Origin of the sequence: Flavobacterium sp. ACN6 (assembly GCF_002304005.1) — a bacterium.
In the GTDB taxonomy this organism is placed as follows: domain Bacteria; phylum Bacteroidota; class Bacteroidia; order Flavobacteriales; family Flavobacteriaceae; genus Flavobacterium.
Genome location: NZ_MRCQ01000007.1, coordinates 197944 through 211192 on the forward strand (window position 1 = coordinate 197944; position 13249 = coordinate 211192).

Here is a 13249-nt window from a genome sequence, read left to right on the forward strand (position 1 = left end):
TCGTTCCTCAGGATTGACAAAACTATGGCTGTAGATTTTCTTTGTAGAGTTTCTAAGATAATTTGTACTGAGGATCAAAAACAAAAAAAAGTGAAATTTCTAATCGTTACCAGCGATTTGAAATTCCACTTCGTGTTCCAAAAAAAAAGTGACAAAAAATTTAAAAAGCTCTCTTGAAGAAAACTTATATTCTAACTAAAAATTATTCATAGCAATATTACCACTTAATAAAGTTGTGGCTATGCGTATTTATACGGGTTTTTTTCTGGGAGGTTCTAAGGTTCTGAGAGGCTAAGTTTCTAAGTTTTTTTACTTTGGGCGAATTAATTCAATTCTGATCTTTTTAGTTCGATTACGCCTTGAACGTATTTGATTAATTCTTCTCGCGTTACAGAAAAAAGAGCAGATTCTTCTTCTGTGTTTAAATACAAATTGGCAATACTTTCTGCATCCATATTTTGGGTTAGATAATAATGCGCTGCAAATTGAATAAGATGGTCAATAAAAAGTTCGCGCTGCTGTCCTTTTTCTATTGTTTCTTTGTCGCCTTCTTTTATTTTTTCAATTACAGCTTCTGGCAGATCTATAGTAAGGTACATGCAATCTACAGCAACCTTAGAAAGCATTTCTTGAGGAACCCTTCCTGCGGCGTCGCAATAGGCGCATGGAGCTGGAACCCATTTTAATTGTCTATTTAATCGAACAATATCGTCCCAGTCAACAAATCCTTTTCCGAGGCATCTCGGACATTCTATATCTGATCGTTTAAATAAATTAAAAATGCTCATTGGTTATAAAATATTCTTAGTGGTTTTGTAGCACGCGAATTTAACTAATTAAGTAAGAAAAGTTATTCAGATTAGATCTTTTTTTGAAGAAAAAAATTAACAAAGAATGATAATTTGTCTGAGACCAATGAAACCGCCCATTATTTATACTAAACATTGGGATTATACAATTAATATATCGACAACTTGAAATATTATTTTGCAGCTATTATCTTAAATTTGATTATCAGTTTTTTAACGACTTAACAAACTTTACAATTAATACTCTTTATATATGGAAAATATATCAACTACAAAGACGCAGAATTTTTTTAGAATTCTATTAGGGATTTTTATGATCATGGCGGCGATTGGACATTTTACCTATCAAAGACAAGAATTTCAGGCTCAGGTTCCCAATTGGGTCCCGATGGATAAAGATCTTGTTGTTATTCTTTCTGGAATTGCAGAGATGGCTATAGGACTTGCTCTCGTTTTTATGACGAATCATAAAGTGAAACTGGGGATTTTCTTGGCTATTTTTTATGTACTGGTTTTTCCAGGAAATATCGCGCAGTATTTAAACGGAATAGATGCTTTAGGAATGAACACAGATGAAGCGCGTTTGATACGCTTGTTTTTGCAGCCGGTTTTGATTCTTTGGGCTTTATGGTCGAGTGGGGCGCTTAGCTATTTGAGAAGGAAATACTAAATAATAATTTGTAAGAAAATATCTTATTTTTTTATTCTTGGTATAGCATTAATTTTGTATGTTTGTCATCGACAAAATACTTAAGGATATTGGATTAAAACTTCGTAGAAGTTAATATATTCGAATCCCTCGCCATGATGAGTAGTTTAAACCGAAAGGCTGGTAAATCTATCCTTAATACGGGTATTTTGTCACATCTAAAGCGGGGGATTCGTGCGTTTAAATTTTCGATATGACAAGAGAAAATCAAAAAACACACCGCGACGTAATGCGATCCGTGGCCATTTACGTCTCAAACTTAAGTTTTGATGGCGATTTTAAAAAACAACCCATTTATTTGCAAGAAATTTTCGAGTTATTGCTCGATACCGAATTTGCAAACGATCTGATTTTAAGGCAGAAAATGTTAAGCTGTCTCAAAACCAGTAGAGATTTGGTTAAAGTTTTATCTCAGTTCACAGACAAGCAAATTCAAAAAGCTTGTGATAATGTGACAATGGTAAAAGCAGTTTAAATTTTGTTATTCTAAAATTAAAAGCTCCGTATTGCGGAGCTTTTTTTTGTGTTTTAATTTGAAAGTTGAAGATGTAAAATTTTTTCGGGATGAGGCAGTTTCTTAAATGTAACAAAAAAGCTGTATTTTTAGTTTACAACTTACATGATAAATCGAAGACAAAAAAATGCCCAACCAAAAAAGTTGAGCTTTTTAAAATTATCTAATTATCTAAATTGGCAAATTATCTAATTGCCAAACCATCCAATAAAATCTGATATTTCCTTCCTACAGGAACCATTTCGCCATTAGAAAGTGTAAGCGATTTAAAAGTAACCGTTGTAATTTCTTTAGTATTTACAATAAAAGAGCGGTGGACTTGTATAAAATTGGAGCAGTTAATTTCTTCGCCAATATTAGAAAGCGAGCCGTAAATAATAACGGGCGATTTTAGTTTTTTGCTATATAGTTTCATGTAGTTACCCAGACTTTCGATATACAAAATATCACTCAAAGGCATAGTAAACATTTGTCCGTTGGTGCGGTAGGAAAATGTTTTTTCGGTAAGAATGGTTTCTTTTTTAAGCGTATTTCCAGAATAATATGTTTTGGCTTTTTCGATCGCTTTGGAGAATTTTTCCAAAGAAATAGGTTTCAGCAGATAATCGATCGCATCGTTTTGATAGGCTGAAAGTGCAAAATCTGAATAGGCTGTGGTTACAATTGTGAGTGGCCTTTTGGGTTGTAATTCCATTAATTCGACACCCGAAATTACGGGCATATTAATATCCAGAAAAATAATATCGTAAGTGTTTTCGTTGAGCATTTTTACTGCTTCCATTCCGCTGAAAGCACTTCCGGAATGTTCCAGATCGTCAAACTTCGAAATGTGCGATGCCAGCGCTTTGTGTGCCGGCGACTCGTCGTCTATTATAAGACAGCGGTAGGTAAATGCCATATACTTAATTTTACAACAAACATATTTTTCTCTTTTTTACAGCTCAGATCGTGATGCAGACCGTAAACTTCTAAACGTCGTTTTAGATTTTCAATTCCAATTCCTGTGCTCGAAAGCCTTGATCCCGAATCCAGATAATTGTTTTTAATGGTAAAAGTCAAATTTCGACATTTTACTTTTAAGTCCAGATTAATAAAAGGTGCTTCGGTTTCAGCAGAAAATTTCACGGCATTTTCTACCAAAGGTAAAAAGAATAAAGGCGGAATTTCAATTTGATCAGAAGCGCCTTCAAAAAACTGCGTTACTTTAAGACGTTCATTTCTAAAAGTGTAATATTCAATATATTTTTTAACGAAAGCAATTTCTTCTTCAACCAAAACATAATCTTTTTTAGTGGCTTCAATCTGATAGCGAAGTAAATCGGAAAGATTCAGGATTCTGTCTGGAACTTTATCAGGTTCTGCCAATGCTTCTCCGTAGAGATTATTCATGGCATTTAATAAAAAATGGGGATTGAGCTGTTGTTTTAAAAACGAAAGTTCTGATTTGAAATTCATAATATCCTTGTCCATGTCCATGATTTTTTTGGTAATCACGACATGAATAAAATAAAAGAACATTCCGTTGATAATGAGCGATAATATTTGAAGCGTTTTGAAATTTCCTAAACCCATTAGCGGGAAAAACCAATTCATAAAAAAGTAGAAAGTAGTCCAATAAACAGCAAAAAGCATAAAGAATACTTTTACCCTTTTTTTGAATAAAAATCGCTTAATAATGAAAAGATTAAAAATAGTAATCCAGACGATACAAGGAAAATAGCCAACACTTATTTTACTAATGATATAGGACCACGAATGACCGTCTAATCGAATTTCGTCATACACGCAGGCCAAAATTACAAAAAAGATGAAAGTATGGACGATGAGGTTTCGGAGGAAAAAGTTCTGATATATTTTAAGAAGCGTCATAACGGCAAAAATAGTATAATAGTATAGTTTTTAACCAATTGTAAGAGGGAAATTATACCAACGCCATTCGTATAAATCATACGCCACTGGTATAAAATTGCTATTATAATAAGAGCTTGTAAATTACTTTTGAATCGAATTTATAATTCATTCCAAAAACAAATTTATCTCCTATTTTCAAGTTTATGAAATCAAAAATCATTTCGTTAATCGTCGTATTTACCTCTTTGCAGACCATGGCTCAGGAAAAAGAACCAGGAATGAAAACCTTTGGAAAAGCAATTGTAGACAAATTTCCCACAACGCGGACTTTTGACATACAATACGAACAACTTGGACCATCGAATTACGATTCGGAATTATTTGGAAATAAATTGGAAAGAGGAAGAATCGAAAACCACAGCCGACTAAAAGCAGCTTTTAATCTTCCGTTTTATGCTTCAAAATCCAAACGTTTTGTGTTGACAACTTCACTGCGTTATAAATATGAAAGTTATGATTTTGGAGACATTTACAATTATGGCACTACTCAAACTTATACGAGAGAAAATCAGGATATTCACTATTGGGCGGGTGCAGTAAGTGCTACTTATATGTCGTCACTTTTTAATAAACCGGTTATTTACAGCGCGACAGCAACGGTTGATGGAAATGAAGACGATTTGCAGCGTATAAAAGGATTTGCTTCTGCTGTTTTGGTTCTTAAAAGAACACCTTCTACGACCATTACTGCGGGTGTTTTGGTTTTGCTGGATCCGTCGTCTATTGTACCGCTTACGCCGCTTTTCTCGATTAATCATAAATTTAAAAATTCAAAATGGGACATGGATTTCATTCTTCCCCAACGATTGTTGTTTAGAAGGGAATTGTTAGAAAATGGAAGAATTTCCTTAGGAACAGAATTGAATACTGAAAGTTTTTACCTAAATTTAAACTCCCCAAATTTAAATGGTGTTTACGAACTCAACCAGTTAGAGTTAAAATCGGGTATTACATACGAATACAGCTTTACCCCAAAGCTGATCGCATTTGTTAAAGGCGGATTTAATAATGTCGTAAGTGCTCGAATTACCGAGAAAGGAGAACGGACAAACCGATATGTTTACGACCAAAAAGAAGATACTCAAGGGTATTTTAGATTGGGTGTTTCGTATAATCTTTTTAATCGAAAGTAAGGATTTATATGTTTCAAGAATTAAAAGGGTCATCTATGGTTGTGGAAATTTTTAAAACGAATGTTCAGAAAGAATCTGATAAAGACTATGTAATCGCCGTTATTCAAACTCAATTTCCTAATTATAAAATTAATTTTGATCTGGAGGATTGTGATAAAATTTTAAGAGTCGAAGGAATTGACCTCGAGTGTGATAATATTATGGATTATGTACATTGTCTGGGATATACCTGTGTGAGACTCGATTAATTTGTTGTTTTTTATAGCTCTCTAGAAAGCTGTTAGTTTAATGATATTTACGATTATAAATAAAAAAGGAAGCCTAAGCTTCCTTTTTTGGTTGAAATTATTTCGATCGCTGTTCTAACTTAAGCAGACGATTTTCGAGTTCTATAATTTTAGTATCTTTATTTTCTACTTCCTTTTGTAATGCTTCAATCTGGGGTTGCTGTTCTTGCACCGCTTTTACCAATGGGACTACAAACTCTGCATAGCGAAGGCTGTAAAAATCTTTATCGTTTTGTGGTTTTACAATACCATTAAAATCATAGCCAATACTGTTTGCCGCAAGTTCTACTTCCTGAGCAATAAAACCTGACTGTAAATCCTGAGCCCCGGTTTTCATTTTGTAGTTTACCGGACGTAGTTTAGTAATAAAGTCTAAGCCATAGGGGCTTGTTACAATATCTTTTTTCAAACGCAGATCTGAACCAATAGACCAGTTTACTGCGCCGCCAATACTAGTCATGTCACTATTTCCTATTTGTACAGTATTAGAACCTCTTCCTAGCGCGCCGTATCCTATTACTACTTGGTTGGTAACATTGTCAGACGGTGAAGAGGTGTCATTACCAATGTATATAGATTTGTTACTTTTTAGCAATTTAGCAGCTGTCGTATTAGACCCTGCGTTATTACCAACTGCAGTATTGTCATCTCCTGTTGTTAAATTGGTTAGTGCTTCATATCCAAATGCTGTATTTCTACTTGCGCTTAAAGCACTTGTTAAAGCAAGCGCCCCTATTCCAGTATTGCTGCCTCCGGTTTTATTATTGGTTAATGCCTGGCTTCCCAGTGCAGTATTAAAGGCTCCGGTAGTATTTAGGGTTAAAGCATTGTCTCCAATTGCTGTATTATACAAACCTGTACCTGTAAAAGGACAGCTGCCATATCCAAAAGCAGTGTTGCCTTGAGCAAGTTTCCCGGCGAAGCTGTTATTTATTTTAAATACTAAATCTTTATTATCAGTAGTACCTATAAAATTTGATATGATAGTGCCTGAATTTCCGTTTGTATTCCAGCCTGTATTCCAAGTCTGCTGCAGTAGACCGTTATTGTCTACTGTCACAATTTTATCTCCAGAACCATTCGTGAGTCCTTTTATTGAAAGAGTAAAATCTGATGTTGTTGTTAAAACAGTAGGCTGTGTCAAAGTTCCGCCCAGTTTTATAGTGTTATTAGCAAGTGTTAAGCCGTTGTTTGCAATACCTGGGGCTGCAGGGTAAATGATTACTTTTTTTCCGTTTGGTGTCACAACAGTTTCGGTTTGTGCTATTACGAGTGCGCTTTGAATCAATAAAAACAAGCAGACTAATTTTTTCATGGTATTTTTTTTAAGTGAACTATTATTTAAATTCCTGCTCTAATTTTAGCAGACGATTTTCGATTTCTAAAATCTGGGCATCTTTACTTTTCAACTGTTCTCGTAAGGATACAATTTGCAGCTGTCTTTCTTGTACCGCTTTTACCAGTGGTACTACAAACTCTGCATAACGCAGGCTGTAAAAGTCTTTCTCGTTTTGCGGTTTAACAACACCATTAAATTCATACCCAATATTATTAGCGGCAGCTTCTGCCTCTTGTGCAATAAAACCGGATTGTAAATCTTGTGATCCGGTTTTCATTTTGTAGTTTACAGGACGTAATTTGTTAATGAAATTCAAGCCGTAAGGACTTGGTGTAATATCTTTTTTTAAACGGATATCTGAGCCAATAGACCAGTCTACAGCACCACCAATACTAGTGGTAGAACCGTTTCCTAGATATACTGTATTTGAACCTTTTCCTATTACATCGTAGCCAATTACAATTTGATTTGTAATGTCGTCATAAGGTGCACGCGTCAGCGAACCTATAAAAACCGATTGGGTGCTTTTTGTCAATTTGTTAAGGTTTACAGTAAGGTACACCCCGGCATAATTACCAATTCCAACATTATCTTCTCCTACTGTTAAAAGGGTAAGGGGTCTGTAACCAATTCCATTGTTGCTGTTTAAACTACTCATACTCTCTAGTGCACCCATTCCTGCACTAGTATTACTGCCTCCAGTTTTATTAGTATATAATGACTGGCCTCCGACGGTGGTATTGTTACTGCCTGACGTATTACCAGTTAGTGATGAGTAGCCAATACCCGTATTATACTGTCCTGTGATGCCAGTAAGACTACCACTGCTAGATCCAAGTAAAGTGTTATTAATGCTAATTTGTCCAGCTCTAGTGTTCCCTCTCCTCAACCTTAAATCTTGATTGTCATAATTGCCTATATAATCTGTTTCGGGATCAGTGTCTGCGTTTCCGTTTAAGCTCCAGTTCCTACTGGACGTTTTATGCAGAACTCCATTACTGTCTATTGTTAAAAGATAATCAGGATCGTTAATATCTTGTAGTCCTTGAATACTAAGTGGGTAACCAAAGCTTGCACTTATAACCGAAGCTTTTGTTAAAGCTCCGCCCAGCTGGACAGTATTATTTTCAAGAGTTAAACCATTATCTGCCATGCCTGGTGCAGCAGGATAAAAAGTTACTTTTTTCCCGTTTGGTGTCACAAGTTTTTCTATTTGTGCCACCATAAATGCGCTTTGAAGTAGTAGAAACACGCATACTATGTTTTTCATTTTTTTATTTTTTTAGGATTGGTATTATTTTTAGTCAATTATTCATAATGCAAAGTTATCTGAAGATCAATTGCTTATGTGTCTGTAGAAGTTTAAAGAATTGTAGAATAAGCTTTTTTTTCAGTGCCGTAATGCGGTGCAGAAATACCTTATCATTTTATTAAAAAGAAGAAATATATGCTGAGTACTTTTTTTAAGTTTTTAGGGATTTAAAAATAAAAAGGAGTTTTTAATCATTGCTGTCGATTAAAAACTCCTTTTTATTTATGAACTTTTTATACAAATAGTTACAACAAAAATATGCAAATGGTATTACTGCAATCGCTGTTCTAACTTTAAAAGGCGATTTTCGATTTCTAAAATCTGAGCATTTTTACTCTCGAGTTGTTTTTGCAAAGATTCAATTTTAATTTCTGCCTGTTTTTGCAAAGTTTCAATTTGTAACTGTTGTTCTTGTACCGCTTTTACCAAAGGCACAACAAACTCTGTATACCGAAGGCTGTAAAAATCAGTATCATTTTTGGGTTTTATAATTCCATTAAACTCGTATCCAATGCTATTTGCAGCCTTTTCTACTTCCTGGGCAATAAATCCTGACTGCAAATCTGTGGTCCCTGTTTTCATTTTGTAATTTACCGGGCGCAGTTTAGTAATAAAGTCTAACCCATATGGGCTTGTTACAATATCTTTTTTTAAACGCATATCTGAACCAATAGACCAGTTTACTGCTCCGCCAATATCTGTCACAAAAAGATTTCCTATTTGTACAGAATTACTGCCTCGTCCATTAGCTCCATATCCTATAACTATCTGATTTGTCTGGTTATCTCCTAATGGCTTGCTGCCATAACCTATCATAACAGAATTATCTACCATCGCAACACTGCCAGCACTATGTGGACCAATAACGACATTATTACTTCCTGATCTGTTATTATCTAATGCCTGATAGCCCAAAACAATATTGTCATTACCTGTAGTGTTTCTGGATAAACCATGTCCTATTGATATATTCTGACTTCCTGTTGTATTTGAAGACATTACTGCAAAGCCAATTGCTACATTTTCATGTCCACTGGTAAGGTTGTAAAGCGATTCACGTCCAATGGCAACATTAGTATTGCCAATGGTAGCCTTGAGCATGGCATAATCTCCTATCGCTACATTTGTTCTTCCCCCTGTATTATTATAAAGCGCCTGATACCCAATTCCAATATTACTATCTCCATTAAAGTTATTATAAAGCGCCTGATATCCAATTCCAATATTTTGATCTCCACTAGTAGTGCTATAAAGCGATTGATCTCCTATTCCAATATTACTGTTTGCAGTAGTATTTTTACTCAAAGTCCCAGTACCCAAGGCAATATTATTAATTCCAGTTGTAGTGTTATTTAATGCACCAAATCCAAAAGAAGTATTATTAATACCTAGTAAACCACTCATAATATTATTTCTCTTAAATACTAAGTCAGCATTATCCATAGTTCCTAAAAAATGCAGGCTTGGATCTATATTTGCGTTTCCACTTGTATCCCAGCCGTTATTTTGTCTTGCACGGAGAACACCCGTGTATGAGTCTACTGTAACAATATAATTATCATTTATATCTGCATAACCTTCGCTTAATTTAAGCCCCTTAATAGCAAGTGTGAAAGCATCTGTTGTAGTTAAGACAGAAGGCTGTACTAAAGCCCCGCCAAGCTGTATATGGTTATTGTTAAGTGTTAAACCATTGTCTGCTGTGCCTGGAGCAGCAGGATAAACAACTACTTTTTTTCCGTTTGGCGTAACAACCGTTTCGGTTTGTGCCATCATAAATGCGCTTTGAATCAATAAGAGCCAGCATGTAATTTTTTTCATTTTAAAACCTTTTGTTTTTTGTAGGAGTGGCAAGTTAAGGGACATCTGAGAATTCAATAGGATTAAGAAGTTTTTTTTATAAGAAAATAGGGTTAATTTTTGAAAAAAGAAAGTTGTCGAAACATATTAATTCTGTTGTTAGGGCAGAGATATAAAAACCCACTAAATATACCTCACCATTAACTTTATGTTTGTTGTTTCTTATGGAATGTTTTTAAAAAATTAGCTTTATACAAAAAAACAGGTGTAAATACGCAGCTGTACCTGTTTGTTTTGTAAGTATTTTTGTGAAATATTTCTAAATAAATTATAACATACAAGATGCTAGGTTTTATTCTTTCGATTTTAATTTTCCTTTTAGAACAGTTCAGCTAATACGGCTGTTTTAACTTATCGTATAATTTCCTGCCACTTTTTCACTACGAAAAGGTTTGTTCTTTTTTTGCATATTATTTTTCTAATTTTGTGCCATGAAAAAAGCTTTCCAACTCTTCGATTTTACCCAGAAGGTCAATTACAAAAATGAAATTTTAGCCGGTTTAACCGTAGCAATGACTATGATTCCAGAATCTTTATCGTTTGCTATCTTGGCTGGATTTCCGCCTTTGGTCGGACTATATGCCGCATTTATTGCGGGTTTAGTAACCGCTATATTTGGCGGAAGACCTGGAATGATCTCTGGCGGAGCGGGGGCAACGGTAATAGTTTTGATTGCTCTGATGAAATCACACGGAATAGAATATGTTTTTGCTGCCGTCGCACTTGGCGGAGTAGTGCAAATTTGTATCGGACTTTTTAAACTCGGAAAATTTATTCGGTTAGTGCCGCAGCCCGTTATGTTTGGTTTTGTAAACGGATTAGCAGTTGTGATTTTTATGTCGCAGCTGGAACAGTTTAAAACGATGGTAAACGGTCAGGTTTCTTGGCTTCAGGGAACTCCTTTGTATATTATGCTCGGATTGGTTGCGCTGACAGTCGCTATTGTTTTGATTTTTCCTAAAATTACAAAAGCGGTTCCAGCTTCCTTAGTTGCTATTATGGTAGTTTTTGCTTTGGTAATTGTGTTTAATATCCAAACCAAAACGGTAGAAGATATTGCTTCCGTTCAAGGCGGTTTTCCTCCATTTCATATTCCTAATATTCCAATTTCTTTTGAGACTTTAAAAGTCATATTTCCCTATTCCGTAATTGTAGCGGCAGTTGGTTTGACGGAAGGTTTGCTTACGCTGAATTTAGTCGACGAAATTACCGGAACGCGCGGAAACAGCAATCGTGAATGTATTGCGCAGGGAAGCTCTAATATTTTAAACGGCTTTTTCTACGGAATGGGAGGATGCCCAATGATTGCACAAACTTTGGTGAATCTTGGTGCTGGATCGAGAGCAAGACTTTCTGGAATTATTGCTTCATTGACGATCTTAATAATCATACTTTTTGGAGCGCCTGTAATTGGTAAATTGCCAATGGCGGCTTTAGTTGGCGTTATGATGATGGTTGCCATTACGACTTTTGAATGGGCGAGTTTCAGAATTATCAACAAAATGCCAAGACACGATATTTTCGTTGGAATTCTGGTTGCTTTAATTACAATTGTACTGCACAATCTGGCTTTGGCAGTTTTAATTGGTGTGATTATTTCGGCTTTGGTTTTTGCCTGGGAAAGTGCCAAAAGAATTCGTGCCAGACAATATGTTGATGAAGAAGGAATAAAGCATTATGAAATTTACGGTCCGTTATTCTTCGGATCTATAACGGCTTTTATGGAAAAGTTCGATATTCAAAACGATCCAAATCATGTGATTATTGACTTTAAAGAAAGCCGCGTTTCAGATATGTCGGCCATTGAAGCCTTGAATAATCTGACTAAGAAATACAATCTGGAAAATAAAACAATAGAATTGCAACATTTAAGCTCAGATTGCATGCAATTACTTAAAAACGCCGATGCGGTTATTAATGTCAATGTTATTGAAGATCCGACTTATAAAGTGGTGTCTTGATAATGGTTAATTATTAATTGTGAATTGTAAATTGTGAATTATGAATTGACCTTACATTAAACCCGACAGGTTTTAAAAACCTGTCGGGTTTGTTGTTTCGATCACATAACGTGTATTCTGTAGAGACGCACAGCAGTGCGTCTACATAATGTTTGGTTATCATTTCTCATCATACCGTAAACCCGACAGGTTTTAAAAACCTGTCGGGTTTGTTGTTTCGATCACATAACGTATATTCTGTAGAGACGCACTGCAGTGCGTCTTATGCGTTACGCGGCCACACAGTTTTGATATGCGTTACGTAGACGCACTGCAGTGCGTCTCTACAAATATACTTTGGGTAATTAGACATTTGTAAAAATTATCTAATTGACAAATTTCCTAATCAGCATAATTTGATTTTCGTAACTTTGCCAAATGAAACTAACAGAAACACTCGAAGATTTTTATACCGTAAAAATAAAAGGAATGCCCGAGAATCTTAAAAAAGAAATCGGACATTTTAATGTTTTTAAATTAGATGATTATGTTGGGAGTACTTGTAATCCATTGCCTTATACACGAAAAGACTTTTATAAAATAAGTTTAATCATTGGTAAAAACAAAGTACATTATGCCGATAAAGTTGTCACGATAGAAGATCAAGCTTTGTTTTTTGCAAATCCGCAGATTCCATATAGCTGGGAACATATTGATGAAAATCAAACCGGATTTTTCTGCATTTTTACTGATGCCTTTTTTAATCAATTTGGGAATTTAAAAGAATATCCTTTGTTCCAGCCCGGCGGAAATCCAGTTGTTCCTATTTCAAATGAATTAGCAGAATCTTTAAAAAGAGTTTATTTGAAAATGTTTGACGAAATCAATTCAGATTACGCTTTTAAATATGATGTCCTTCGTAATTTGGTTTTTGAAATTATTCATCTTGCACTCAAAACACAAACTGTAACTAGTTCATTATATAGTAAATCGAATGCAACTATTCGGGTTTCTTCCTTGTTTTTAGAGTTATTAGAACGCCAGTTTCCGATTGAATCGATATCGCAGCAAATCAATTTTCGTTCCCCATCTGAATTTGCCAATCAGTTAAATGTGCATGTCAATCATTTGAATAAAGCTTTAAAAGAAACCACAGGAAAAACAACTTCGCAGATTATTGCCGAAAGAATTGTTCAGGAAGCAATGATTTTACTGAAACAAACCAATTGGAATATAAATGAAATTGCGTGGTGTTTAGGTTTCGAAGAACTGTCTCATTTCATCAATTTCTTCAAGAAAAATGTTCAGGTTTCTCCTAAAAACTATCGTCTGACTGAAATTATTTGATTTTTGCAACTTCTTGCTTGATTGCTTTAATTTTTAAGAAGTACTTAGCCAATACCTTTGTCGTGTAATTAAAACGTAAAAATTTAAT

General features: G+C 34.8%; 12 protein-coding genes. 6 read left to right on the top strand and 6 right to left on the bottom strand.

All coding sequences use genetic code 11. The features are described from left to right. Positions 1 to 323: 323 nt before the first annotated feature. Positions 324 to 788, bottom strand: a complete 465-nt coding sequence (locus BSF42_RS12925) for a hypothetical protein (RefSeq protein WP_095953503.1) — start codon at positions 786 to 788, stop codon at positions 324 to 326. 274 nt (positions 789 to 1062) lie between these two features. Between BSF42_RS12925 and BSF42_RS12930 the strand changes: the two genes are divergently transcribed. Next, positions 1063 to 1479 carry a hypothetical protein gene (locus BSF42_RS12930; protein WP_095953504.1) on the top strand — a complete coding sequence of 139 codons (417 nt, stop codon included), beginning with the start codon at positions 1063 to 1065 and terminating at the stop codon, positions 1477 to 1479. Positions 1480 to 1711: 232 nt separating this feature from the next. Continuing rightward, the gene (locus BSF42_RS12935) at positions 1712 to 1993 is read left to right on the top strand and encodes a hypothetical protein (protein WP_095953505.1); all 282 of its coding nucleotides are present in this window, start codon (positions 1712 to 1714) and stop codon (positions 1991 to 1993) included. 223 nt (positions 1994 to 2216) lie between these two features. Here BSF42_RS12935 and BSF42_RS12940 read toward each other — a convergent pair whose 3' ends face one another. Then, on the bottom strand, positions 2217 to 2930 hold the full coding sequence (locus BSF42_RS12940; protein ID WP_095953506.1) for a LytTR family DNA-binding domain-containing protein: 714 nt from the start codon (positions 2928 to 2930) through the stop codon (positions 2217 to 2219). Beyond that, positions 2903 to 3664, bottom strand: coding sequence for a sensor histidine kinase (locus BSF42_RS12945; RefSeq protein WP_253251045.1), 762 nt, complete (start codon positions 3662 to 3664; stop codon positions 2903 to 2905). Before BSF42_RS12945 ends, BSF42_RS12940 begins: the two co-directional genes overlap by 28 nt. Before the next feature lie 422 nt (positions 3665 to 4086). Between BSF42_RS12945 and BSF42_RS12950 the strand changes: the two genes are divergently transcribed. Both BSF42_RS12950 and BSF42_RS12955 read left to right on the top strand, forming a co-directional pair. Then, positions 4087 to 5076 (top strand): hypothetical protein, encoded by a 990-nt coding sequence (locus BSF42_RS12950; RefSeq protein ID WP_095953508.1) that lies wholly within the window; start codon positions 4087 to 4089, stop codon positions 5074 to 5076. Between the two features lie 8 nt (positions 5077 to 5084). Then, positions 5085 to 5324 (top strand): hypothetical protein, encoded by a 240-nt coding sequence (locus BSF42_RS12955; protein WP_253251047.1) that lies wholly within the window; start codon positions 5085 to 5087, stop codon positions 5322 to 5324. Between the two features lie 97 nt (positions 5325 to 5421). Here BSF42_RS12955 and BSF42_RS12960 read toward each other — a convergent pair whose 3' ends face one another. The 3 genes from BSF42_RS12960 to BSF42_RS12970 all read right to left on the bottom strand — a co-directional run bounded on the left by BSF42_RS12960 (position 5422) and on the right by BSF42_RS12970 (position 9835). Further along, positions 5422 to 6678, bottom strand: coding sequence for a tail fiber domain-containing protein (locus tag BSF42_RS12960; RefSeq protein ID WP_095953509.1), 1257 nt, complete (start codon positions 6676 to 6678; stop codon positions 5422 to 5424). 22 nt (positions 6679 to 6700) lie between these two features. Further along, positions 6701 to 7972, bottom strand: coding sequence for a tail fiber domain-containing protein (locus BSF42_RS12965; RefSeq protein WP_095953510.1), 1272 nt, complete (start codon positions 7970 to 7972; stop codon positions 6701 to 6703). 312 nt (positions 7973 to 8284) lie between these two features. Then, the gene (locus tag BSF42_RS12970; RefSeq protein WP_172426684.1) at positions 8285 to 9835 is read right to left on the bottom strand and encodes a tail fiber domain-containing protein; all 1551 of its coding nucleotides are present in this window, start codon (positions 9833 to 9835) and stop codon (positions 8285 to 8287) included. A gap of 470 nt (positions 9836 to 10305) precedes the next feature. Between BSF42_RS12970 and BSF42_RS12975 the strand changes: the two genes are divergently transcribed. Next, a complete protein-coding gene (locus BSF42_RS12975; protein ID WP_095953512.1) occupies positions 10306 to 11835 on the top strand; it encodes a SulP family inorganic anion transporter in 1530 nt (509 codons plus the stop codon). A gap of 417 nt (positions 11836 to 12252) precedes the next feature. Then, entirely contained in the window at positions 12253 to 13161 is a 909-nt protein-coding gene (locus tag BSF42_RS12980; RefSeq protein WP_095953513.1) for an AraC family transcriptional regulator, read from the top strand. Positions 13162 to 13249: the final 88 nt, after the last annotated feature.

Bases quoted from the DNA above. Each gene is read 5' to 3' on its own strand.
- BSF42_RS12925 (WP_095953503.1), bottom strand. From the start codon at position 788: ATGAGCATTTTTAATTTATTTAAACGATCAGATATAGAATGTCCGAGA.
- BSF42_RS12930 (WP_095953504.1), top strand. From the start codon at position 1,063: ATGGAAAATATATCAACTACAAAGACGCAGAATTTTTTTAGAATTCTA.
- BSF42_RS12935 (WP_095953505.1), top strand. From the start codon at position 1,712: ATGACAAGAGAAAATCAAAAAACACACCGCGACGTAATGCGATCCGTG.
- BSF42_RS12940 (WP_095953506.1), bottom strand. From the start codon at position 2,930: ATGGCATTTACCTACCGCTGTCTTATAATAGACGACGAGTCGCCGGCA.
- BSF42_RS12945 (WP_253251045.1), bottom strand. From the start codon at position 3,664: ATGCTTTTTGCTGTTTATTGGACTACTTTCTACTTTTTTATGAATTGG.
- BSF42_RS12950 (WP_095953508.1), top strand. From the start codon at position 4,087: ATGAAATCAAAAATCATTTCGTTAATCGTCGTATTTACCTCTTTGCAG.
- BSF42_RS12955 (WP_253251047.1), top strand. From the start codon at position 5,085: ATGTTTCAAGAATTAAAAGGGTCATCTATGGTTGTGGAAATTTTTAAA.
- BSF42_RS12960 (WP_095953509.1), bottom strand. From the start codon at position 6,678: ATGAAAAAATTAGTCTGCTTGTTTTTATTGATTCAAAGCGCACTCGTA.
- BSF42_RS12965 (WP_095953510.1), bottom strand. From the start codon at position 7,972: ATGAAAAACATAGTATGCGTGTTTCTACTACTTCAAAGCGCATTTATG.
- BSF42_RS12970 (WP_172426684.1), bottom strand. From the start codon at position 9,835: ATGAAAAAAATTACATGCTGGCTCTTATTGATTCAAAGCGCATTTATG.
- BSF42_RS12975 (WP_095953512.1), top strand. From the start codon at position 10,306: ATGAAAAAAGCTTTCCAACTCTTCGATTTTACCCAGAAGGTCAATTAC.
- BSF42_RS12980 (WP_095953513.1), top strand. From the start codon at position 12,253: ATGAAACTAACAGAAACACTCGAAGATTTTTATACCGTAAAAATAAAA.